21 protein-coding genes and 1 tRNA gene are annotated in these 23,326 nt (G+C 65.6%); 17 read left to right on the top strand and 5 right to left on the bottom strand.

Annotated elements, in window-relative coordinates:
- Position 1: 1 nt before the first annotated feature.
- The gene (locus U5S82_09465) at positions 2–544 is read right to left on the bottom strand and encodes a chemotaxis protein CheW (protein ID MDZ7751873.1); all 543 of its coding nucleotides are present in this window, start codon (positions 542–544) and stop codon (positions 2–4) included.
- An 11-nt stretch (positions 545–555) separates the two neighbouring features.
- Positions 556–957 carry a response regulator gene (locus U5S82_09460; protein ID MDZ7751872.1) on the bottom strand — a complete coding sequence of 134 codons (402 nt, stop codon included), beginning with the start codon at positions 955–957 and terminating at the stop codon, positions 556–558.
- Positions 958–1,191: 234 nt separating this feature from the next.
- On the opposite strand from U5S82_09460, the gene gshA reads away from it, so the two are divergent.
- On the top strand, positions 1,192–2,526 hold the full coding sequence (gshA, locus tag U5S82_09455; protein MDZ7751871.1) for a glutamate--cysteine ligase: 1,335 nt from the start codon (positions 1,192–1,194) through the stop codon (positions 2,524–2,526).
- Positions 2,527–2,571: 45 nt separating this feature from the next.
- Here the strand turns inward: gshA and U5S82_09450 are convergent, their stop codons facing one another.
- Positions 2,572–3,300, bottom strand: coding sequence for a LytTR family DNA-binding domain-containing protein (locus U5S82_09450; GenBank protein ID MDZ7751870.1), 729 nt, complete (start codon positions 3,298–3,300; stop codon positions 2,572–2,574).
- Positions 3,297–4,361, bottom strand: coding sequence for a histidine kinase (locus tag U5S82_09445; protein ID MDZ7751869.1), 1,065 nt, complete (start codon positions 4,359–4,361; stop codon positions 3,297–3,299). The genes U5S82_09450 and U5S82_09445 overlap by 4 nt, the downstream gene beginning before the upstream one ends.
- Positions 4,362–4,525: 164 nt before the next feature.
- On the opposite strand from U5S82_09445, the gene argH reads away from it, so the two are divergent.
- Genes argH through U5S82_09415 form a run of 6 tightly spaced genes read left to right on the top strand, consistent with a single transcriptional unit; the run spans position 4,526 to position 10,402 of the window.
- Positions 4,526–5,941, top strand: coding sequence for an argininosuccinate lyase (argH, locus tag U5S82_09440; protein ID MDZ7751868.1), 1,416 nt, complete (start codon positions 4,526–4,528; stop codon positions 5,939–5,941).
- A gap of 24 nt (positions 5,942–5,965) precedes the next feature.
- On the top strand, positions 5,966–6,331 hold the full coding sequence (locus U5S82_09435; GenBank protein MDZ7751867.1) for a nucleotide pyrophosphohydrolase: 366 nt from the start codon (positions 5,966–5,968) through the stop codon (positions 6,329–6,331).
- A 27-nt stretch (positions 6,332–6,358) separates the two neighbouring features.
- Positions 6,359–8,491 (top strand): AsmA family protein, encoded by a 2,133-nt coding sequence (locus U5S82_09430; GenBank protein ID MDZ7751866.1) that lies wholly within the window; start codon positions 6,359–6,361, stop codon positions 8,489–8,491.
- A gap of 1 nt (position 8,492) precedes the next feature.
- Positions 8,493–9,101, top strand: coding sequence for an SRPBCC family protein (locus tag U5S82_09425; protein ID MDZ7751865.1), 609 nt, complete (start codon positions 8,493–8,495; stop codon positions 9,099–9,101).
- The gene (mutY, locus tag U5S82_09420) at positions 9,085–10,173 is read left to right on the top strand and encodes an A/G-specific adenine glycosylase (GenBank protein MDZ7751864.1); all 1,089 of its coding nucleotides are present in this window, start codon (positions 9,085–9,087) and stop codon (positions 10,171–10,173) included. The genes U5S82_09425 and mutY overlap by 17 nt, the downstream gene beginning before the upstream one ends.
- A complete protein-coding gene (locus U5S82_09415; protein ID MDZ7751863.1) occupies positions 10,163–10,402 on the top strand; it encodes an oxidative damage protection protein in 240 nt (79 codons plus the stop codon). The genes mutY and U5S82_09415 overlap by 11 nt, the downstream gene beginning before the upstream one ends.
- A gap of 57 nt (positions 10,403–10,459) precedes the next feature.
- Here the strand turns inward: U5S82_09415 and U5S82_09410 are convergent, their stop codons facing one another.
- Complete coding sequence (locus U5S82_09410; protein MDZ7751862.1) at positions 10,460–11,539, bottom strand: radical SAM protein; 1,080 nt, start codon at positions 11,537–11,539, stop codon at positions 10,460–10,462.
- Between the two features lie 172 nt (positions 11,540–11,711).
- Here U5S82_09410 and U5S82_09405 point away from each other — a divergent pair.
- The 10 genes from U5S82_09405 to U5S82_09360 all read left to right on the top strand — a co-directional run bounded on the left by U5S82_09405 (position 11,712) and on the right by U5S82_09360 (position 23,324).
- Positions 11,712–11,787 (top strand) — tRNA-Phe (locus U5S82_09405).
- Positions 11,788–11,873: 86 nt separating this feature from the next.
- Complete coding sequence (locus tag U5S82_09400; GenBank protein ID MDZ7751861.1) at positions 11,874–12,917, top strand: site-specific integrase; 1,044 nt, start codon at positions 11,874–11,876, stop codon at positions 12,915–12,917.
- A gap of 113 nt (positions 12,918–13,030) precedes the next feature.
- Positions 13,031–13,282 (top strand): hypothetical protein, encoded by a 252-nt coding sequence (locus tag U5S82_09395; GenBank protein MDZ7751860.1) that lies wholly within the window; start codon positions 13,031–13,033, stop codon positions 13,280–13,282.
- Entirely contained in the window at positions 13,279–13,956 is a 678-nt protein-coding gene (locus tag U5S82_09390) for a hypothetical protein (GenBank protein ID MDZ7751859.1), read from the top strand. The genes U5S82_09395 and U5S82_09390 overlap by 4 nt, the downstream gene beginning before the upstream one ends.
- Before the next feature lie 616 nt (positions 13,957–14,572).
- Positions 14,573–15,724, top strand: coding sequence for a Fic family protein (locus tag U5S82_09385; GenBank protein ID MDZ7751858.1), 1,152 nt, complete (start codon positions 14,573–14,575; stop codon positions 15,722–15,724).
- 5 nt (positions 15,725–15,729) lie between these two features.
- Positions 15,730–17,340, top strand: a complete 1,611-nt coding sequence (locus U5S82_09380; protein ID MDZ7751857.1) for a class I SAM-dependent DNA methyltransferase — start codon at positions 15,730–15,732, stop codon at positions 17,338–17,340.
- 192 nt (positions 17,341–17,532) lie between these two features.
- Positions 17,533–18,063 carry a restriction endonuclease subunit S gene (locus tag U5S82_09375; protein MDZ7751856.1) on the top strand — a complete coding sequence of 177 codons (531 nt, stop codon included), beginning with the start codon at positions 17,533–17,535 and terminating at the stop codon, positions 18,061–18,063.
- An 11-nt stretch (positions 18,064–18,074) separates the two neighbouring features.
- Positions 18,075–18,866 carry an abortive infection family protein gene (locus U5S82_09370; protein MDZ7751855.1) on the top strand — a complete coding sequence of 264 codons (792 nt, stop codon included), beginning with the start codon at positions 18,075–18,077 and terminating at the stop codon, positions 18,864–18,866.
- Positions 18,867–18,977: 111 nt separating this feature from the next.
- A complete protein-coding gene (locus U5S82_09365) occupies positions 18,978–20,375 on the top strand; it encodes a Fic family protein (protein MDZ7751854.1) in 1,398 nt (465 codons plus the stop codon).
- Positions 20,376–20,387: 12 nt separating this feature from the next.
- A complete protein-coding gene (locus tag U5S82_09360; protein ID MDZ7751853.1) occupies positions 20,388–23,324 on the top strand; it encodes an HsdR family type I site-specific deoxyribonuclease in 2,937 nt (978 codons plus the stop codon).
- Positions 23,325–23,326 lie beyond the last annotated feature (2 nt).

The following is a 23,326-nucleotide window of genomic DNA, read 5'->3' as shown; positions in this document are numbered from 1 at the left end:
GCTACAGCCCCACATGCAGAAACGCCGGATGGCGGACGATGCGGTTGAGGTCCATCACCGTCCACGCCCCCCTGTCATCCACCACGCGCCCGGTGAAATAGGGCACGAGCCAGTCCGCCACGCCCTGGTTGGCGGTCTGCTGGCTCGCCCTGAAGTGCCGCAGGCCGGCCATCTCGGTCACCAGCAGACCCACGGGAACGAATTCGTCACGCACCTCCAGCACCCGAGTGCGGGGGCTGACCACGGTGTTGGACCCGGTGAGAAAACCGCCCAGGTCCGCCACCGCCGCCAGTCGCCCGCGCAGGTTGGCCATGCCCCGCAGCCATGCCTTGCAGCCCGGCACCCGGGTGAGGCGAGGCAGATGTCCGATCTCCAGCACCTGCTCCATGGGCACCACCAGGCGCTCGTCCCCCACGAAGAAACCGATGCCCGTCCAGCGGGCTTCCGGGCGCGCCTCGCTGCGGGGCAGGGTCCGCCCCACCTCGCGCACGCGCGCCTCCCAGGCGCACAGCAACTGGAAGGGCGTCTGCTCCGGAACCCTCATGACCTCAGGCATCAGCGGGGAGCCACGTGCCGCCCGATGGCGTCCAGTAACTCATCGCTGGTGAAAGGCTTGGTGAGAAATTCGTCGCCGCCCACCACACGACCGCGGGCCCGATCGAAGAGACCGTCCTTGCTGGAGAGCATGATGACGGGTGTGCCCTTGAACACGTCGTTGTTCTTGATGAGGGCGCAGGTCTGATAGCCGTCGAGGCGCGGCATCATGATGTCCACGAAGATGATGTGGGGACGATAATCCACCACCCGCGCCAGGGCGTCGAAACCGTCCACGGCGGTGACGACGTCGCAACCCACTTGTTTCAGCAGACTCTCGGCGGTGCACCGGATGGTCTTGCTGTCGTCCACCACCAGGACCTTCGTGCCCTTGAAAGCTTCTGTTTGCGTCTCTGACACCACGTCAACCCGCTCCGTGCCTGCCCCGGCAGCCGCTACGCCACGGTCGCCTTCCACACCGGGCCGGGACGCGGCGGGACCGCCCCGCGCTCCGATCTATTGTCCTTTTTGCAAGATTGGGCAATTCTTGATGGTAGTACATTAGCATCTCGTCTGCCCACAGATGGGTTGGGGTTGAAAACCACCCTGCGCTTCCCGTCGAATGAGGGATCTTCTCAGCCAAGTCGAAAGGCCATTATGCCCATGAGCGAAGTCCCCCACCTCACCACCGCCCTGCGCGGACCCCTGGAGCAGATCGAGGAGCACATCCTCGGTCACCAGGCGGCCATCGAATCCTGGCTGCGCCGCCAGTGGCACGAATCGCCGCCGCCCTTCTACACCTCCATCGACCTGCGCAACGCCGGTTTCAAACTGGCCCCCGTGGATACCAACCTGTTTCCGGCGGGCTTCAACAACCTGAATCCCGAATTCCTGCCCCTGGGGGTACAGGCCATACAGTCGGCGGTGGACCAGGTGCTGCCGTCGGCCCTGCGCGTGCTCATCATCGCCGAGAGCCATACCCGCAATCTTCCTTACATGGAAAGCCTGGCCAGCCTCTCGGAGATGTTCCAAAAGGCGGGGCTCGAGGTACGCATCGGTTCCTTTGCCGCAGAGCTGAAGGCGCCGCGGGACGTGGAGCTGCCCTCGGGACGTGCCGTGCGCCTGGAACCGGTGGTACGCCGGGGCGCGCGCGTCGGCGTCGATGGCTTCTCGCCCTGCCTGGTGCTGCTCAACAACGACATGTCCAACGGCCCACCGGCGGAACTCGAGGACATCGAGCAGGTCATCGTCCCGCCCCTGGCCCTCGGATGGGCCCACCGGCTGAAGTCGGACCACTTCCGCGAATACGCCCTGGTGGCGAAGGAGTTCGCCGAACTGGTGGATATCGACCCGTGGCTTATCGACCCCCTGTTCCGTAACTGCGGCCACATCGACTTCATGAAGCGTGACGGCGAGGAGTGCCTGGCGGACAACGTGGACGCCCTGTTGGCCATGATCCGCAAAAAGTACAAGGAGTACGGCGTCACCAAGGAACCCTTCGTCATGGTCAAAGCCGATGCCGGCACCTACGGCATGGCGGTGATGACGGTGAAGAGCGCCGCCGAGGTGCACGACCTGAACCGCAAGCAGCGCACCCGCATGGCCAAGACCAAGGGGGGCGTCCAGGTTTCCAAGGTCATCGTTCAGGAGGGGGTCTATACCATGGAGACCTGGGGCGAGGATGCCATCGCCGAGCCCGTGGTCTATATGGTGGACCGCCACGTGGTGGGGGGCTTCTATCGCGTCCACACCAAGCGCAGCACCGACGAGAACCTCAACGCCCCGGGCATGCGCTTCGAGCCCCTGGCCTTCGCCCAGACCTGCATCCTGCCGGACCAGGACCAGGCCCCCGATGCCGAGCCCAATCGCTTCTACGCCTACGGCGTCATCGCCCGCCTCGCCACCCTGGCCGCGGCCCGCGAACTCGCACCCGGCCCGCGCCCCGAGGAAGAATGCAGCGACGGCGCGACGCAGCAGGCCGGGGTGGCCTGACGCCCGCCGCCAGCGTAGAGGCGCCGCGGTCCCGCCCCTCCGGCCTCAGCCCCCGCGCAGGCGGCGCCGGACCTCGGGCAGCAGGCGCCGGCTCACCTCCAGCCGGCGTTCCACTCCCGTCATCGCCACCTCATGGCGGCCGTCACGGGTCCGTTCCAGGGCCCTCACATGGGCCCCCGCCACCAGGGCGGCGCGGTGGATGCGGATGAAACGCTCGCCGAACTCCTCGGCGAAGGCCTTCAAGGGCTCCTCCGTGAGCAGTTCGCCCCCGGGCCAGCCCACGGTGACGTACTTGTTGTCCGCCAGCAGGAATCGCACTTCGTCCACCGGGACGATCGACAGGCCTTGGCGGGACGGCGCGGAGATATGGCTGCGGCCGCCACGGCGCCGTTCCTCCAGCACCGCCAGCAGGGCCGGGCCGAGGCTGTGGGCGCGGGTCAGGGCCTGGGCCAGACGCTCCCGGCCGATGGGCTTCAGAAGATAATCCACCGCGCGCACCTCGAAGGCATCCAGGGCATGCTGCTCGTAGGCCGTGGTGAACACCACGGGTGGCGGGGATTCCAGGGCGGCCATGTGGCGCGCCGCCTCGAGGCCATCCATGCCCGGCATGCGGATGTCCAGCAGTACCACGTCGGGGTGCTCGGCCATCACCAGATCCAGGGCGCTGCGGCCGTCCGCCGCCTCCAGCACGGTGCCTACCTCGGCTATCTCCTCCAGCAGGGCACGCAGGCGTTCCCGGGCCAGGGGTTCATCGTCCGCCACCAGCACCTTCACGGCGGCGTCTCCCGGTAGGGCAGCCGCATATGCAACCGGTAAAGATCCGGTCCCGCCGCCGTCTCGAAGGTGACGGCGGCATCGAAGAAGGCGGCCAGGCGCTCCGCCACGTTGGCCTGGGCCATACGGTTGCCGGCGCGGGGGGCGACTTGCCCGGCTTGCGGCAGCGGGTTGCTCACCTCCACGTCTAACCACGGGCCGTCCCGGCGCACCCGGATCCTGACCTCGCCCCCGCCTATGCTGGGCTCCACCCCATGGTAGACCGCATTCTCCACCAGGGGCTGCAGGGTCAGGGGCGGCAGCCGCGCGGCCTCCACCCCCTCGCCGATGTCCCACGCCACCCGCAGGCGTTCACCCAGGCGCTGGGCCTCGATAGCCAGATAGCGCCGGCACACCTCCAGTTCCTGGGCCAGGGTGGCCGGCGTATCGCCCTCCTTCAGGGTCACCCGGAACAGGGCCGCCAGATCCTCCACCACCTGCTCCGCCACCGCCGGTCGGCTGCGGGTCAGGCTGGCGATGGTATTCATGCTGTTGAACAGGAAGTGGGGCCGGATACGGGCCTGCAACGCCGCCACCCGGGCCTGGCTGCCCAGTTCCACGTTGCGCCGCCACTGGTGTCGGACATAGAAATAGCGCAGCACCGCCGCGTAGACGATGGCGGCGATGGCCACGTTACGACCCATGAAATCCATGCGTCCCGGCCTGTCGAAGGGTGGCAGCACCAGCAGTTCCAGGGCCTGCAGGGCACCCTCGCTCACCACGGCCGTGACCACGATGACCACGGCCCCGGTGACCAGGGCCGCGGGACCGCCGGCGAGGCGCGCCAGGACCCGTTTCAGCAGGCACAGGATCACCAGGCTGCTCACCGCCACCCAATGGGCGAAGAAAGACACCATGGCCAGTTCCAGCCAGAAGTCACGGCTGGCGATGGGAACCAGGGCCACCACCAGGGCGACGATCTGCACCATCAGCACCACCGAGAAGATCACCCGGGCGTCACAGAAGTCCGGCAGCAGCGCGGGCACCGCAGCGCCATGGTTCTCCTCCGTTCCCACTTTCATCAGCCCCCCCCCGCGGTCGCGAGGCACCGACCAATCCGGCGCCTCCATGTGGCCTGGGCACGGGCCGTCCCACCCCCGGTGGGCCCGGGATGGCGGATCCCCGGCGGGCCCTCATCCACGAATACGTTATACTCCCCGCCATCTGCCGTGCCACGTTTGCGTCCATGAATTCACGAGACCCCGCCAAGAAACCCTGGACGGGCCGCTTCACGGCCCCCACCGATGCCTTCGTAGAGGCCTTCACCGCCTCCGTGGACTTCGACCGGCGTCTGTATCGCCAGGACATCGCCGGGTCCATCGCCCATGCCACCATGCTGGGCGCGGTGGGCATACTCAGCGACGCCGAACGGGACGCCATCATCGCCGGTCTCGAAGACATCCGCCGCGACATCGACCGCGGCGAGTTCACCTGGTCCGTCGCCCTGGAAGACGTCCACATGAACGTGGAATCCGCCCTCACGGAGCGTATCGGCGCGGTGGGCAAGAAACTCCACACCGGGCGCTCCCGCAACGACCAGGTGGCCACCGATCTGCGCCTGTGGCTGCGGGAAGAGACCGACATCGTGCTGGATGAGCTCAAGCGGCTGCGCCAGGGCTTGCTGGCGGTGGCCGAGCGCGAGGCCGGCACCATCATGCCCGGCTTCACCCACCTGCAGACCGCCCAGCCCGTCACCTTCGGCCACCACATGATGGCGTGGTACGAGATGCTGACGCGGGATGCGGCACGTTTCCGGGACGCCCGCGGCCGCCTCAACCACATGCCCCTGGGGGCGGCGGCCCTGGCCGGCACCACCTTCCCGGTGGACCGCGCCATGACGGCCGAGCTGCTCGGCTTCGACGCCCCCTGCGCCAACTCCCTGGACGCCGTCAGCGACCGCGACTTCGTCATCGAATTCTGTGCCGCCGCCAGCCTGCTGATGGCCCATCTGTCCCGCTGCTCCGAGGAACTGGTGTTGTGGAGTTCGGCCCAGTTCGATTTCGTCGATCTGGGGGACGCCTTCTGCACCGGCTCCTCCATCATGCCCCAGAAGAAGAATCCCGACGTCCCCGAACTGGTACGCGGCAAGACCGGCCGGGTTTACGGCCACCTCATGTCCCTGCTGACCCTCACCAAGGGCCAGCCGCTGGCCTACAACAAGGACAACCAGGAGGACAAGGAGCCCCTGTTCGACACCGTGGACACCATCAAGGGCGCCCTGCGGGTCTACGGCGACCTGGTGCCGGTGATGACCGTCAAGGGCGACGCCATGCGGGAGGCCGCCCGGCGAGGCTACGCCACCGCCACCGATCTGGCGGATTACCTGGTGCGCCGCGGCGTGGCTTTCCGGGACGCCCACGAGGTGGTGGGACAGGCGGTGCGCCGCGCCATCGAACTCGGAGTCGACCTCGCCGATCTGCCCCTGGAGACCCTCCAGGGCTTCTCCCCCACCATCGCCGCGGACGTCTATGATGTCCTCACCCTGGAGGGCTCGGTGGAAGCCCGCGACCACGTCGGGGGCACCGCCCCCCGCCAAGTGCGGCTGGCGGTGCAGGCCGCCCGCGCGGCCCTGGCCGCGGAACACCGGGCGCGGCCCAGGTAATCCGGCCTGACCATCGGGAGCCCCATGGAACAACCCCCTGCAGACAGCCTGGAGCAGTTGCGGCGACGGCTGGCCGACTTCGCCGCGGTACGGGACTGGGACCAGTTCCATTCCCCCAAGAATCTCGCCATGGCCCTGGCGGGGGAGGCGGGCGAGCTGCTGGAGCACTTCCAGTGGCTGTCCCAGGACCAGAGCCGACGACTGGAGGCGGAGAAGCTGCGGGACGTAAGCCTGGAACTCGCGGATATCCTCATCTATCTCATCCGCCTGGGGGACAAGCTGGGGGTGGACCTCATCGCCGCCGCCCATACCAAGATCCATATCAACGAATCGCGCTATCCTGCCCACAAGGTCCGGGGCGACGCGCGCCGGGCCGAAGATTACGACTGAACCCTCGCACCGAAGGAAGTCCGTGCCATGAAAAAACTGTTCAAAGTCCTGTTCTATCTCGTCATCGTCCTGGTGGTGCTGGTCATCGGTGCGGTGGGCCTGGTGTACCTCTACTTCGACCCCAACGACTACAAGGAGCAGATGGCCAGCGCGGTGAAGGACCAGACCGGCCGCGAGTTGACCATCGGCGGCGAGATCGGCCTCACCTTCTTCCCCTGGATCGCGGTGGAGATGAAGGACGTGAGCCTGGGCAACGCCCAGGGCTTCGAGGAGCCCGTATTCGCGGGAGTGGAGACCATGCGGGTCTCCATCAAGCTGTTGCCCCTCATCAAGCAGGAAGTGGAGATGGACACCGTCACCCTCCACGGCCTGCGGGTGAACCTGGCGCGTAACGCGGCCGGCAAGACCAACTGGGAGGACCTGACGGCGGGCAAGCCCCAGGAGAAGCAGGACCCGGCAGGGGCCCCGCCCATCGCCGCCCTCGCCATCGGCGGCCTCGACGTGAAGGACGCCCGCATCCAGTGGCGCGACGCCGAGAGCGGCCAGCACTACGAACTGGCGGATCTCTACCTCACCACCGGCGCCATCGAGCTGGGGGAGCCAGTGGACGTGGACTTCGGTTTCCGCCTCACCGGCGAGCAGCCGCAGATGACCGCCGACATCAGGCTTCAGACCGATCTGACCCTGGACATCGAGGCCCAGCGTTACGACGCCGACGGCCTCCGGCTCACGGTGACGGCCAGCGGTGACGGGCTGCCGGTGGCGGAACTCGAGGCCGTCCTGACGAGCGACGTGGCCGTGGATATCGCGGCCCAGACCGCCGATGTGCGGAACCTGAAGCTCAGCGCCCTCGGTCTCGACGCCAGCGGCGAACTCAAGGCCACCCGCATCGTGGACGCCCCCGCCTACACTGGCACCCTCAGCCTCGCCGAGATGAACCTCCGCGACCTGCTGGCGGAGCTCGACACGCCGCCGGTGGAGACCGCCGACCCGGAGGTGCTGAAGGCCATCAGCATGAGCACCCGCATCGACGGCACGGCCGACGAGGTGAAACTGGAAGACTTCAACCTCAAGCTCGACGACAGCACCCTCACGGGTAACCTCGGGGTGGCCAACTTCGGCCAGCCGGCCATCCGCTTCGACCTGCAGATGGACGCCATCGACGCCGACCGCTATCTGCCACCCGCGGCCGAGGCCGGCGACGCGTCGGCGTCCTCGGGTGAAGGCGGAGGCGGCGCGGCCGGCTCCGGCGCCCCGCCCGCCCAGGCGGCGGCCCTGGCCCCCCTGCGCACCCTGGATGCCGCCGGCAACCTGCGCATCGGCCGGCTCGTCATCAACAAGCTCACCCTGACGGATATCCTGGTACGCCTCGATGGTAAGAACGGACTGGTCAAGCTCGACCCCATATCCGCCGAACTCTACGAGGGGCTGTTCAAGGGCCAGGTGACCCTGGACGCCCGCAAGGACGTGCCCCGCCTCGCCGTCAAGAAGTCCCTCAAGGGCATCCAGGCCGGCCCCCTGCTCCGGGACCTGACGGGTAAAAAGGAGCTCCTTACGGGCACCGGCCAGGTGAACGTCGACGTGACCCTGGCGGGCATGGACCCCGACACCATCAAGAGGACCCTCGAGGGCACCGCCGATTTCGCCTTCCTGGAGGGCACGGTGAAGGGGATCAACATCGGCCGCCTCATCCGGGAGGCCCGGGCCAGGCTCGCGGGCAAGACCCTGCCGCCGGACGACCAGGAAAAGCAGACCGACTTCTCGGAACTAACGGGCAGCGTGCGCATCACCGACGGCATCGTCACCAATGACGACCTGTACGCCAAGTCGCCCCTGCTGCGCATCAACGGCAAGGGTATGGCGAATCTCCTCGCGGAGGAGATCGACTACCTCCTCACCACCACCATCGTGGGCACCCTCAAGGGCCAGGGGGGCAAGGAACTCGAAGAGCTGCAGGGGGTCCCCATCCCGGTGCGGGTGGGCGGTACCTTTCAGAAACCGAGCTTCAAACCGGACTTGGGCGAGGTGTTGAAATCCAAGGCCACCCAGGAGATAAAGAAAAAGGCCGAGGAGAAGGTGAAAGAGAAACTGGGCGACAAGCTCAAGGACAAACTCGGCGGAGAAAAGGGCCAGGAGCTCCTCAAGGGGCTGTTCAACTAGCATGATGCGGCTGGCGCTCCTGGCGCTGGCCCTGGCCGGCGCGGGCGAGGCATCGGCGGAGGTTCAGTCCACCGGCGTCAGCCACACCGGGGAGCGCTACCACGTCAGCGTCACCAGCTACGTGCCCGCCCCGCCGCGGCGGGTGATGGCCCTGCTGACGGACTACGAGGGCTTCGAACGCCTGCACCCCATGGTGCGGGACAGCAGGCTCATCGGCCACGAAGCGGGGGGTGCCCGGGTCCGCACCACCTACCGGGACTGCCCCATCGTCATCTACTGCGTGGAGTTCAGCCACACCTCCCTGTTCACCCGGGTCTCTGAAGGGCTGCTGGTGGCCCAGGCGGACCCCACCGCCAGCGACTTCGCCTACGGCCGCTTCGAATGGACCGTCCTGCCCGAGGGCGACGGCACGCGCCTGACCTTCCTGTCGGAGGTGGAACCGGAATTCTGGGTCCCCCCCGTCATCGGCGGCTGGGTCCTCAGGCATCGGCTCACCCAGGTGGCCGAGGATATCCACGAGACCATCAAGGCCCTGGCGATGAAGGGAGAACTGCCGACCGAGCACCTGTCCGCCCAGGGGGAGGACACGGCCTATGCCCCCGGCCGGTGACCCGCGTCCCGCCATCGCCCCGCCGTTGCTGGCCTGGTTCGACCACCACGGCCGCCATGATCTGCCCTGGCAGGCCCCCGCCAGCCCCTACCGCGTATGGGTGTCCGAGGTCATGCTGCAGCAGACCCAGGTGGCGACGGTCATCCCCTATTTCACCCGTTTCATGGCCCGTTTCCCTACCATCGAGACCCTGGCCCACGCCACCGTGGACGAAGTCCTGCACCACTGGAGCGGCCTCGGCTACTATGCCCGCGGCCGCAACCTGCATCGCGCCGCCCGCATCCTGGCCCGGGAGCACGGCGGGCGACTGCCGGAGGGCCCGGAGGCCCTGGCCGCCCTGCCCGGCATCGGCCGCTCCACGGCCGGGGCCATCCTCGCCCTCGCCTGGGAACGCCGCGAGCCCATCCTCGACGGCAACGTCAAGCGCGTGCTGGCCCGCTACCACGGCGTCCGCGGCTGGACCGGCCAGGCCGCCGTACAGCGCGAACTCTGGGCCCTGGCGGACCACCACACCCCCTGGCAGCGGGTGGCTCATTACACCCAGGCCATCATGGACCTCGGGGCCACGGTGTGCGCCAGGCGCCGGCCCCGCTGCGGCGCATGCCCCCTCGAGGCCGACTGCCACGCCCACAACCACGGCGAGACCCACCTCCTTCCCGCTCCGCGGCCCAAACGCGCCATCCCCACGCGGCAGGCCACGTTCCTCATCGTCGAAAACACGGCCGGCGAGGTGCTGCTGGAACAGCGTCCCCCCACCGGGATCTGGGGCGGGCTGTGGTGTCCGCCCCAGTGCGCCACCGCTACGGACCCCGCGGCATGGGTGGAGCGCTTTCTCGGGAAGCCACCCCGGACCATGACGCCATGGCCGGTGGTCACCCACGTCTTCACCCACTTTCGCCTCGAGATGCAACCGGTGCACCTCGAGGTGGATTCCCCCAGAGACCGGGTGTTGGATGGCGATCGGATGCTTTGGTATAAAAATGACCCCGCCAACCAGCCCGTGGGCATCGCCGCCCCCGTGGCCCGGCTGTTGGCCCGCCTGGTTTCCGAGGAGCCCCCCAGTGACCCGTAACGTGCAATGTGTGAAGCTCGGCCGCGAGGCCGAGGGCCTGCCGAAGCCCCCCTACCCGGGAGAACTCGGCCAGCGCATCTACGACAACATCTCCAGGGAGGCATGGCAGGGCTGGATGCAGCACCAGACCATGCTCATCAACGAATACCGCCTGAGCGTGGTGGACCCCGAGGCCCGCAAGTTCCTGGAAAAGGAGATGAAGAAATTCCTGTTCGGCGAAGAGACCTGAAACGGCGGGGGGCCAGATGGCCCAGCCCTGGGCCGCGCTGAATGATCGAGCGCGTCCCTACTCGTATTTCTTGAGCAGCACCCCCTCGTCGCCACAGCAGTCCGCAGCGCACTTCTTCACCTGGTGCAGGGCCGCATCGTCACCCCCCAGATAGGCGCTCACGGGCAGGTTCTCCGCCGCGCAGTCGCAACCCTTCTCGTCGTAGACATAGACGTTGTTGAGGCCCACCGCCCGGGCCGCCGCGCCGGTGGCCCGCAGCAGGGCCGGATCCGTGGCGGGGACGTGAGACAGCTTGTAGGCGGGGAAGAAGCGCGTCACGTGCCACGGGCTGTCCGCCCCCAGGTGGTCCCTGATCCAGCAGGCGATGGCTTCCAGCTCCACGGGGTCGTCGTTCTTGCCGGGGATGACATTGGTGCGGGTCTCCACGTGGATGCCGAGGCGCTGGGCCGTCTCGATGGAATGCAGCACCTGCTCCACCGTGATGGTGCCGCAGATCTCCTTGTAGAAATCGTCCCGCATGCTCTTGATGTCCGAGCACAGCACGTCCACCCAGGGCGCCATCTCCTCCAGGGCCTCGTCCGTCACCGAGCTGTTGGAGACATAGACCGTATACAACCCCGCCGCCCGCGCCACCCGCGACACGTCCAGCACGTACTCCAGCCACACCGCCGGCTCCGAGTAGGTAAAGGCGATGCCCTGCACCCCCTGGCGGATGGCCGCATCCACGACCTCCTGCGGCGTGGCGTAGACCGCCGTGGACTCCCCCCGGGCCAGGGCATCCAGCGCCTGGGTGCCCCAGGAGATCTCCAGGTTGTGGCAGCCGCCACAGCGAAAGGAGCAACCGTAGCTGCCGATGTTCAACACCCGGGTACCCGGCCGGTAGTGGCGCACCGGCTTCTCCTCCACCGCAGACACCTCTATGGCCGAGATGATGCCGTATGACAGGTTGTAGAGGGTGCCGTTGCGGTTCACATGGGCCTGACAGAAACCCCGCTGCCCATGCTTGAGGCCGCAACGCCACAGGCACAGGTTGCAGCGCGTCTTGCCGTCGGCCAGCTTCTCCTGCAGGCGGGTCGGCACCAACTGATAGGCCGCAGGCGCGGGCCGGGAGACGGTGTCGGTCACGGGAATATTCATGGTCCGGCGACCCTAAACCCACCGCCCCCGGGGGGCAACCCGAAGAATCAAGGGGTTGCTTGACTCACCCCGCCAATACCGGTTTAATTCGCCCTCCCGTTCGGCCCCCCAGGCCCCGGGAACCCGCCAAAGCCCCCCGAGCCCGGGCCTGTGGCGTCCCGCTTTCTTACGCGGCCAGGTAGCTCAGTTGGTAGAGCAGGGGACTGAAAATCCCCGTGTCGGCAGTTCGATTCTGTCCCTGGCCACCAATCAAATCATCACCTTGCGGACTTTCCCCTTCCAGTCCCTGCGTCGCGCGGTACATTTTCGGATCACCTGCGATCCGGAGCATGTCATGGCCACGCTGAGGAAGACGCCGTCGGCGACCTGGAAGGCGGTGATCCGCAAACGCGGGTGGCCGACCGTCATCAAGACCTTCCGCACCAAGCGCGACGCCGAGGACTGGGCACGGCGCACCGAGGACGAGATGGTGCGCGGCGTGTACATCGATCGCGCGGCGTCCGAGCGCATGCTTCTGAAGCAGGCGCTCAGTCGCTATGCCGCCGAAGTCACGCCCACCAAGCGTGCCTCGACCCAACGGCGCGAGGCAGGTGTGTGCGCCAGGCTGAGAAGCGCGCTCGGCCAGTACAGCCTCGCCGCCGTCACGCCCGACATCGTCGCCAACTACCGCGACAAGCGCCTGGAGGCGGGCATGTCAGCAAGCAGCGTGCGCATCGAGCTGGCCCTCCTCTCCCACCTCTACACCGTGGCGATCAAGGAGTGGCGCATCGGCCTCGTCTACAACCCCGTCGCGAACATCCGCAAGCCCGCGCCGCACAAGGGCCGCAACCGGCGCCTGGCCGTCGAAGAGGAGCAGATGCTGCTCAAAGCCTGCGACCAGCACTCGAACCCCATGCTCGGCTGGATCGTGCGCCTCGCGCTCTACACCGGCATGCGCGCCGGCGAGATCGCCTCGCTCCGACGCGACCAGGTCAATCTCGATAAGCGCACCGTCACGCTGACCGAGACCAAGAACGGCACCGCGCGCACCGTGCCGCTCTCGTACGCGGCGGCGGCCGTGCTCCGCAACGCGCTCGCGAACCCGGTGCGGCCCATCGATACCGATCTCGTGTTCTTCGGCGAGCCCGGTCGGGACAAGGTACGGCGGCCTTACGAGTTCCGCGTCGCCTGGCATCGAACCCTGCAAAGCACTGGGATTCCAGGACTGCGCTTCCACGACCTGAGGCACGAGGCCGTGTCGCGCCTGGTCGAAGCGGGGCTCGGCGATCAGGAGGTTGCAGCAATCTCGGGACACAAGTCGATGCAGATGCTCAGGCGCTATACACACCTGCGTGCGGAGGATCTGGTGCACCGTCTGGATCAGCTCGGGGTGCGTTAGGCCCGTTGCGGTTGCCCAAACCTCGACGAGGCAGGATGGGGTTATCTGTCGCCTCGCAAGCCTGAAACCGGTCTTCTCTCGTCTGCACAGTGATCCGCAGACAAGGAGAGACCATGCCAGCCACGACCATTCCCGCGCAGGGCGAACTCGCAAGCCAGCTCACCGAGCGCTTCGGCCCGCTACTCACGCAATCACAGCTTGCCGAGCTGCTCGGCCGTTCAGCCGGCGGCCTTCGTTACAGCCTCTGCACGCCGAGCGACGCCCGCACCCGCGCGCTGAAGGCCTGCGGGCGCAGGATCGGCCGGCGCGTGTACTACCCGGCCATCGAGGTCGCCCGCATCATCAGCGCTGTGGACGACGAATGACCCAGACCATCCGCCGCGCCGCACGCCGGCATCGGTACGTCATCGTCGACCAGGCCGCCGTAGAGGACACACGCCTCTCCTGGGCCGCCCGCGGTCTGCTCGCCTACCTGCTCTCGCGCCCCGATGATTGGAAGGTGCTGGTCAACGATCTCAAGAAACGAGGCAATCTCGGGCGGGACGGCATCTATGCCCTGCTGCGCGAACTGCGCCAGGCCGGCTACGTGCACTTCGAGCGCAACCGCGATGCGCACGGACGCATGCGCGGCGGCACCTACATCGTCTCCGAGATACCGCATACGGCTTCGCCGGATGTGGACGCGCCGGCTCTGGCTGCACCGCGTCAGGCAAACACGCGCGCATTACCCAATACCGATGGAAACCAAAGAACAACTACTACAACAAGACCGACAGACACCTACGCGACGGCGACCGCGAAGCAGTCCGCGCTCCGGTTCCCCGGCTGGCTACCGGCCGAGATGCACGCGCCGGCCACCCGGCTAGTCGGCGACCTCAACAGTGCCGAAGCCCAGCTCGTCATTGACGAGTGGACCGGCGCGCTGGCGGCCGGTGCGGTCAAGCGATCGCCACTCGGGTATCTCAAGACGCTGGCCGCGCGCTGCCAGGACGGCGACATGAGCCCCCGATATGCGGGGGTCGTGTCGTCGTTGTTGTAATCGTCGGGATCGCGATGTCGCACGATTACACTGTAATAATCGGCCGACCTCGGAACCGGACCGCCGAAAACGCGCGACGCCGCCCATGTCACTAGCAAGCGCAGCGGGGTAGTGACATGGGCGGCAACCCCAACAACCGCGCGGCGTCCCGGCCGATTTTCCAAGTGACGCGCGAATGATGCGTTCGCAGAATGACTCCAACGCAACCGATTTATCCGCGGCCACTGCGGCAAAGTGGCAAACCCGTGTGCAACAACCCCAAGGAGGTGAATCGACAAGCAACCCACCGGCTCGCAGGAGCCAGCAAGCGCCGACCGCCGTTCCCACCGGAACGCCCGGCGCGGCCTGAGACCAGGCCAGACTGAAGCGGGAGTAGTGCCCCCGCGACACGCACCGCCGCCTCGTAAGGCGAGGCGCGGTCCGACAGCGCCACGGCGCTGGCGGAGTGTCAGAAACACTTACCTGACTGCCTCGCACTGGTCCGCACGAATTCCCAGAGTGGGCATGAAGCCGCCCACTCTGGGTATGTTGCCGACGGTAAAGCCGACACTGCCCAGCGCCAAGCGTGGTAAACCAGTCTTTACTTTTGGACAAACATGGTAAAGACTGACTTACCATGACTGCGCAGCCCACAGGCCGATACGTCACCGCTTCCGTCGCCGGCGAATCCTTCGAGGCCTTCGTGCCCGAGCCGCTGCCGCCCAAGCTGGCGGCGAAGGAGCTGGCCACCCTCGACGAGCCCCTGCGCAAGGCCGAGGCGGCACTCGCGCGGCTGGACCTTGCCGGCGAGATGATCCCCTCCCTCGGCTGGTTCCTCTACGCCTTTGTTCGCAAGGAGGCCCTGCTGTCGTCCGAAATCGAGGGCACGCAGGCGACGCTGGTGGACATACTGGCCTGGGAGCAGACCGACCACACTGGCGACTCCCGCATCGAGGACATCGAGGAAGTCACCAACTACGTCGCGGCCATCAACTACGCCTTCGAGCAGATTCACTCGCCGAAGGGCGCGCCGATCTCCGTCCGGCTCTTCAACGACTGCCACCGCATCCTGATGCAGGGCGTGCGCGGCGCCAACAAGCAGCCTGGCGAGCTGCGCCGTTCCCAGAACTGGGTCGGCGGCAGTCGGCCGCGCAATGCCGTATTCGTGCCACCGCCACCGGAGCGGGTCGCCGACCTGCTGGGCGACCTGGAGCGCTACATCCACGCCGAGGATGACCTGGCGCCGCTACTGCGGGTCGGGCTCGTCCACGTCCAGTTCGAGACCATCCATCCGTACCTGGACGGCAACGGAAGGCTGGGGCGCATGCTGATCGCGCTGTTGCTCGACCACTGGGGCCTGCTCAGGAGCCCGCTGCTGTACCTGAGTCTGTACCTGAAGCAGAATCAGGCCGCCTACTACCGCTGGCTATCCGCGATCCGCACGGAGGGTGGCTGGGCCGGCTGGCTGCGATTCTTCCTGGACGGCATCTCCGAGATTGCCGACGACGCCACGCAGCGAGCGCGCGCCCTTTTCGGCCGGGTGGGGGATGACCGTCGAGCGCTGTTGGAGACCCAGGGTGCCACCGTGACGGCCATCCAGCTCTTCGAGCTGTTGCCGGAGCACCCGGTCATCACCATGCCGCTCGTGACCCGGCTGCTTTCGATCACCAAACCGACCGCCGGCAAGGCGATTGACGTGCTGATCAAGGCAGGCATCCTCGCCGAGGTCGGTGCGCGCAAGCGCGACCGTCTTTATCGCTACGACAAATACCTGCAGTTGCTGGACTAGACGCCATGGCCAAGAAGAACACGTCACCGAACAACGGAAAGGAAAAGTCCCTCGAGTCCTGGATCTGGGATGCCGCCTGCTCCATCCGCGGCGCCAAGGACGCGCCCAAATACAAGGACTACATCCTCCCGCTGATCTTCACCAAACGCCTGTGCGACGTGTTCGACGACGAGATCGATCGCATCGCCGCCGAGGTGGGGTCACGCAAGAAGGCCTTCCAACTCGCCAGGGCCGACCACAAGCTGGTGCGCTTCTACCTCCCGCTGGAGCCGGGCGACCCCGAACAGCCCGTCTGGTCCGTGATCCGCAAGCTTGCCGACAGGATCGGCGAAGGCATTACCAGCCGCATGCGGGCGATTGCGAAAGAGAACCCGCGTCTGCAGGGCATCATCGACCGTGTCGATTTCAATGCCACCACTCACGGCCAGCGCGATATCGACGACGACCGCCTTTCGAACCTGATCGAGGCCATCAGCACCAAGCGCCTCGGGCTCGACGACGTCGAGGCCGACATCATCGGCAAGAGCTACGAGTACCTGATCCGCAAGTTCGCCGAGGGTGGCGGACAGAGCGCCGGCGAGTTCTACACGCCGCCGGAAGTCGGCACCATCATGTCCCGCGTCATCAGTCCCGAGCCGGGCATGGAGGTCTACGATCCCTGCTGCGGCTCGGCCGGCCTGCTGATCAAGTGTGAAATCGCCATGGAAGCGGCCGCTTCTTCCCCCTCGCCCCCGTCGGGGAGGGTTGGGGAGAGGGGGCAATCAAAGCAATACACGCCCCTCAGGCTCTACGGCCAGGAGTACATCGCCGACACCTGGGCCATGGCCAACATGAACCTGATCATCCACGACTTCGAAGGCGAGATAGAGATCGGCGATACCTTAAAGAACCCGAAATTCCGCGACAGCAAGGGCAGCCTGCGCACCTTCGACCGGGTAGTCGCCAATCCCATGTGGAACCAGAACTGGTTCAGCGAGGCCGACTACGACGCTGATGAACTAGGGCGCTTCCCGGCAGGCGCCGGTTTCCCCGGCAAGTCCTCCGCGGACTGGGGCTGGGTGCAGCACATGCACGCGAGCCTGAACGGGGCCGGCCGTGCCGCCGTGGTGCTGGACACGGGCGCCGCTTCGCGGGGCTCGGGCAACACCGGCACCAACAAGGAAAAGACCGTCCGCCAGTGGTTCGTCGATCACGACCTCATCGAGAGCGTGCTCTACCTGCCCGAGAACCTGTTCTACAACACCAGCGCGCCGGGCATCGTGCTGTTCCTCAACAGGGCCAAGCCGAAGGAGCGGCAGGGCAAGCTGCTTCTGGTGAACGCCAGCCAAGTGTTCGAGAAGGGGGACCCGAAGAATTTCATCCCGCCCGGGGGCATCGAACGCGTCACCGAGGCACTCTCAGACTGGACGGAAGAGGAGAAATTCAGCCGCGTCGTTGAGCTCGCCGAGATCCGGAAGAACGACTACAACATCTCCCCCAGCCGGTACATCCACACCTCGGATGCCGAGACCTACCGGTCGATTGCGGAGATCGTCGAGGAGCTGGACGTCATTGAGGAGGAGGCACGCGAAACAGATGCGGTGCTGCGGGATATTCTGGAGAAGATCGGCGTATGACTTGGGAGGTGGAAACAGTTCCTATCGCAGACCCGGAGTACTTCGAGACGCTCAACGGTCTCTGGAAAGGCAAGAAAGAACCGTTCATTGAAGCGGGGGTAATCCGAAACACTAACTTCACGCCTTCGGGCCTAATCGACTATTCGAACGTCGCGTACCTTGACGTTGAAACTGGGAAGACGGAACCGTCCCATGGCTCAACAGCACCAAGATTCACGATCGGTTCATTACCGCAGCCGACCAGTTCGTAACACCACCAGCCGTCAAGGAATGCCACCTACCCAAAGTTGCGCCGGACAGCTACTCGTCGCCATCACCGGCCAAGGCAAGACGTTGGGTAATTCAGCAATCACCCGGTTCGAGACGTGTATCAATCAGCACCTAGCCTATGCCCAATTCCATTCGTCAATCGTCGTCCCTGACTTCGTGCTGTGGTTCATGCAAACCCGATACGACTACCTCCGAGCGATCGCCCACGGCGGCGGAAGTACCAAAGGGGCTCTGACTTGCGGATTCTTGAAGACGCTTTCGATACCCGTTCCGCCCATCGGCGAGCAAGAGGAGATCGTGGCTGTCTTTGAATCGCTGGACGCAAAACAGGGTCTAGCGACTAGGAAACAAACTGAGCTTTTAGACCTTTTCCGCACGCTCCTGCATGAACTTATGACGGCGACGATTCGCGTGCACGATCTCGATTTCGCAGTTGAGGATCGAGGCGCGTGAGCTCACTGAGTATGCGTGAGAAGCGCCTGCTCGAGGAGTTCCTGGGCATGGGCTCGGGCTACGTCCTGAATTTCTCCGACCGTACCTTCCGCGAGTTCTGCGAAGAGGCGGGGGATATCGACATCCACTCGGACAAGTACCTCACCCACGGCACATCGAAAGCCAAGAAGCTGCGCGCGTTCTGGGAGATCGAGTCCGACTATCTCGTGGGTCGGCTGCTGAGTGCCCTGATCGACTTTGCCGAGGAGAAGTCCCGCGAATTCAACGAGGACGATCGGAAGCTCGCCGGCCGCTGCCGCGAAATTGCCACTCGTCTCCTGGCCGGCGGGCCGAGCCTCGCTGATCTCAAGCAGCAGGCACGGGTACTCGACGCGAGCCATCTCGCGGAGCAGATACGCCGGCTGGAGGATTCCGTGGAGAAGGACCCGAGCCTCGCCATCGGCACGGCGAAGGAGCTGATCGAGACCTGCTGCAAGACCATCCTGGCCGCGCGCGGCAAGGAGATTGCGGGTGCGCCGGACATCCCGACGCTGACCAAAGCGACCCTCAAGGAGCTGAACCTGGTGCCTGAAGGCGTTCCGAGCGCGGCCCGCGGCGCGGATGTGATCAAGCGCCTGTTGAGCAATCTCTCGACCGTCGGCCAGGGTCTCGCCGAGCTGCGCGGCCTGTATGGCACCGGGCACGGCCAGCACGGCTCGGCGTCCGGCCTGACGGCGCGACACGCGCGGCTCGCCGTGGGCGCGGCCTCGACCCTGGCGGTGTTCCTGTTCGAGACGCACGAGGCGACCAAAGGGCCGCCATGATACGCACGTTTGCGACGGCAAAAGCGCTTTATGCGACACAAAATACGATATGCGTCATATTAAGCGCTTTAAATGTCGCATAATTCGTTTTAGCGACATATAATCCGTCACATGCCGAAGCGGGTCCCCGAACAAGAGCTCGACGCCATCCTGGCGGTCGTGGCGGTACACCCTGAGGGCGTACCGGTCGGCACCATCCGCGCGGGGCTGCCGTACGACATGGCACCGCGGATGCTGCAGCGACGCCTGGCCCTGCTGGTGGAACAGAAGCGGCTGATCGCCGACGGGCGAGGCAAGGGCCGTCGCTATCGCTCACCTGCGACGATAACCGGCAAAGGGAGTCTGGTCGCGGGTGGCGCGACGGTCGAGGGGCGTGGAGAGGTCTATGTCCCGATCTCGCCTAACGCGGAAGCGATCAAGCAAGCGGTGCGGGCGCCCGTCCAGGAACGCAAGCCGGTCGGCTACCAGCGCGACTTTCTGGACGACTACCGGCCCAACGAAACTTGGTACCTGCCCGCGGAAACGCGTCAGCGCCTGCTCGAAATGGGGCGCCCGCCCGACGGCGAGCGCCCGGCGGGAACCTACGCCCGCACAATCTACAGTCGCCTTCTGATCGACCTCTCGTGGAACTCGAGCCGCCTGGAGGGCAACACCTACTCGCTGCTCGAAACCGAGCGCCTGCTGGAGCTGGGCGAGGCCGCCGAGGGCAAGGATGCGCTGGAAGCGCAGATGATCCTGAACCACAAAGCCGCCATCGAGCTGCTCGTCGACCAGGCCGACGAGATCGGTTTTAACCGCTACACGATCCTGAATCTGCACGCCTTGCTCGCAGACAACTTGCTCGCCGACCCGCAGGCGGGTGGCCGCCTGCGGCGCATCCCGGTGGGGATCGACGGCACGGTCTACCATCCGCCGGAAGTACCGCAGCTCATCGAGGAATGCTTCGAGATATTTCTCGATACTGCGGCCGCGATCACGGACCCCTTCGAGCAGGCCTTCTTCGCGCTCGTGCACCTCGCCTACCTGCAGGGCTTCGAGGACGTCAACAAGCGGGTCTCCCGCCTCGCCGCGAATATCCCGCTGATCCGCGGCAACCTCTGCCCCCTGTCCTTCGTCGACGTGCCGGAGCGCGCCTACATCGACGGCGTGCTGGCCATCTACGAGCTGAATCGCATCGAGCTGCTGCGCGACGTGTTCGTCTGGGCCTACGAGCGCTCGAGCGCACGCTACTCCGCGGTCAGCCAGTCTCTGGGCGAGCCGGACCCGTTCCGCCTGCGGTACCGGGCACTGGTTGCCGAGCTGATCGCCGTGGTGGTGCGTGCGGGAATGGACAAGAAAGCGGCGACTGCACTGGCGCGCCAACGTGCGGCGGAACAGGTGCCGCCGGCGGACCGGGCGCGATTTGTCGAAGTCGTCGAGACCGAGATAATGAGCCTCCACGAAGGCAACATCGCGCGCTACCGCCTGCGCCCGGCCGAGTACCAAGCATGGCGGCAAGGCTGGCGTTGAGGGGAAGCGAGGATGCCGACACCCGGAGAGCACAAGACCGTCCAGGCGAGGATCCTCGAGTACGCCGACGCGATCGGCTGGACCTTCGTGCCCCGCGAGGAGGCCGAGCGGCGCCGTGGCTTCGATCCCGACGACCCGCCGGCCGAGCGTGCCAGGGACCGCTCAATGTTCTTCGACGATCTGCTCGATGCCAAGGTGCGCGAGCTCAACCCGCGCTACGCTGATGGTCCGGGAGCCTTGCTCGGGCGGTTCCATCTCTTCCACCCCGACATCTATGGCAACCGTGACTTCGTCGAGCACCTGCGCAACCGGGGCAAGTTCTTCGATCACGAGGAGGACCGCGAGCGGGACCTGATCCTGATCGACTACGAGGCCCCCTCGCACAATGTCTTCGAGGTCACCGAAGAGTGGGCCTACCACAACGGCCACTACGACACGCGGGAGGACGTCGTCTTTCTGATCAACGGCATCCCTGTACTGGTCATCGAGTGCAAGAACGCCAACAAGGACGAGGCGATTGCCCTGGGGGTGGACCAGATCCGCCGCTACCACCGCGAGACCCCGGAGCTGTTCGTGCCGGAACAGCTCTTCACGGCCACGGACGCCATCGGCTTCTCCTACGGGGTGAGCTGGAACACCGTGCGGCGGAACATCTTCAACTGGAAGCACGAGGAGATCGGCAAGCTGGAGGCCAAGGTAACGAGCTTCTGCGCCATCCCGCAGGTGCTCGCCTTCCTGAAGGACTACATCGTCTTCGCCGAGAAAGACGAGGAGCTGAACAAGTACATCCTGCGCCAGCACCAGACCGCCGCAGTGGAGGCGACCGTGGCCCGCGCGCTCGACCAGGAACGCAGCCGCGGCCTCGTCTGGCATACCCAGGGCAGCGGCAAGACGTTCACCATGATCAAGGCAGCGGAACGCCTGTTCCGCGCACCGCAGGCCGACAAGCCGACCGTGCTGCTGATGATCGACCGCAACGAGCTCGAGGACCAGATGCTCAAGAACCTGGCCGCACTGGGCCTCGGCAACCTGGAGCATGCCAGCAGCATCAAGCGTTTGACCAGGCTGTTGAAGGACGACTACCGCGGCATCATCGTGACGATAATCCACAAGTTCCGCGACATGCCGGCCAACCTGAATACCCGCTCGAACATCTACGTGCTGATCGACGAGGCCCACCGCACCACCGGCGGCGACCTCGGCAACTTCCTGATGGCGGGCCTGCCGAAAGCCACCTACATCGGGTTCACTGGCACTCCGGTGGACAAGACGGCCTACGGCAAGGGCACCTTCAAGACCTTCGGCTGTGAAGACGACCGCGGGTATCTGCACAAATACTCGATCGCGGAGAGCATCGAGGACGGCACCACGCTGCCGCTCTACTACCAGCTTGCCCCCAACGAAATCCTGGTCCCACACGAGACGCTGGACGCCGAGTTCCTCTCCCTGGCCGAAGCCGAGGGCGTGGCCGACATCGAGGAGCTGAACAAGATCCTCGAGCGGGCGGTGAACCTCAAGAATTTCCTCAAGGGCCGGGAGCGCATCCAACAGGTAGCCGAGTTCGTTGCCCGTCACTACACGGAGAACGTCGAGCCGCTCGGCTACAAGGCCTTCCTGGTTGGCGTCGACCGCGAGGCCTGCGCGCTCTACAAGCATGCGCTCGATACCGCATTTGCGGCGCTGGGACTGCCGCCGGAGTATTCCGCGGTGGTCTACACCGGCAACAACAACGATTCTGCCCTGCTGAAGGAATTCCATCTCGACCCGAAGACGGAGCGCCAGATCCGTAAGAGCTTCGGGAAGCTGGATCAGCAGCCCAACATCCTGATTGTGACGGAGAAACTACTGACCGGGTTTGACGCGCCCGTGCTGTACGCCATGTACCTCGACAAGCCAATGCGCGACCACACGCTGCTGCAGGCCATCGCCCGAGTCAACCGCCCCTACGAGAACGAGCGCGAGGAGATGGTGAAGCCCCACGGCTTCGTGCTCGATTTCGTCGGCATATTCGACAAACTCGAAAGGGCGCTGGCGTTCGACAGCGACGAGATCAACGCCATCGTCAAGGACCTGGCGCTGCTGAAGGTCCTATTCCAGTCGAAGATGGAAGACGTGGCGCCGCCCTATCTTGCGTTGATCGACCGGAACTTCGACGACAAGGACGTCGAGAACCTGATCGAACACTTCCGCGATCCCGACCGGCGCAAGGTGTTCTTCAAGGAGTTCAAGGAGATCGAGATGCTCTACGAGATCATCTCGCCGGATGCCTTTCTACGGCCGTTCATCGACACATACAGCACGCTGGCGGCCATGTTCAGCGTGGTTCGGAAGGCCTACGCGAAGACGGTCTACGTGGACAGGGATTTCCAGCGTAAAACCGACAACTTGGTAAGCGAGCAAATCGGCACCTACGGCATCGGCGGCGTGACCGATTTGGTGGAGATCAATGCCGAGACGATCGAGCTCATCAAGGCCGGCCAGGGGGGGGATGGTACGAAGATCATCAATCTCGTGAAGAGTATCGAGAAGACCGCCGAGGAACACAGCGACGACCCGTACCTGATCGCCATGGCCGAGCGTGCCCGGGCGGTACAGCAAAGTTTCGAGGAACGGCAGACAACGACAGAAGAGGCCCTGGCCGACCTACTGCAGGAGGTCGACAAGAATGAAACCCGAAAGAAAGAGCAGGCGGAGCGGGGCTTCGACGGGCTGACGTACTTCGTATATCGAACACTGCTCGACGAGGGGCTCCCCAATGCAGAGGACTTAAGTCGCCGGATCAAGGAGGCTTTCACCGCATTCCCCAACTGGCGGACCAGCGAGGCTGCACTCCGGGAGCTGCGGAAGAAGGTCACCTTCGCGCTGGTGGCCGAATCCGACGATGTCGAGGGCGTAGCGGCGATAGTCGACCGGCTGTTTTCGCTACTCGACAAGGCCGTGAGGCTGTAATT

The sequence above is a fragment of the Gammaproteobacteria bacterium genome (genome assembly GCA_034522055.1).
Lineage (GTDB): Bacteria > Pseudomonadota > Gammaproteobacteria > JAABTG01 > JAABTG01 > JAABTG01.
The sequence above is the reverse complement of the archived record's forward strand: the minus strand, read 5'-3'. Positions and strand labels throughout refer to the sequence as shown.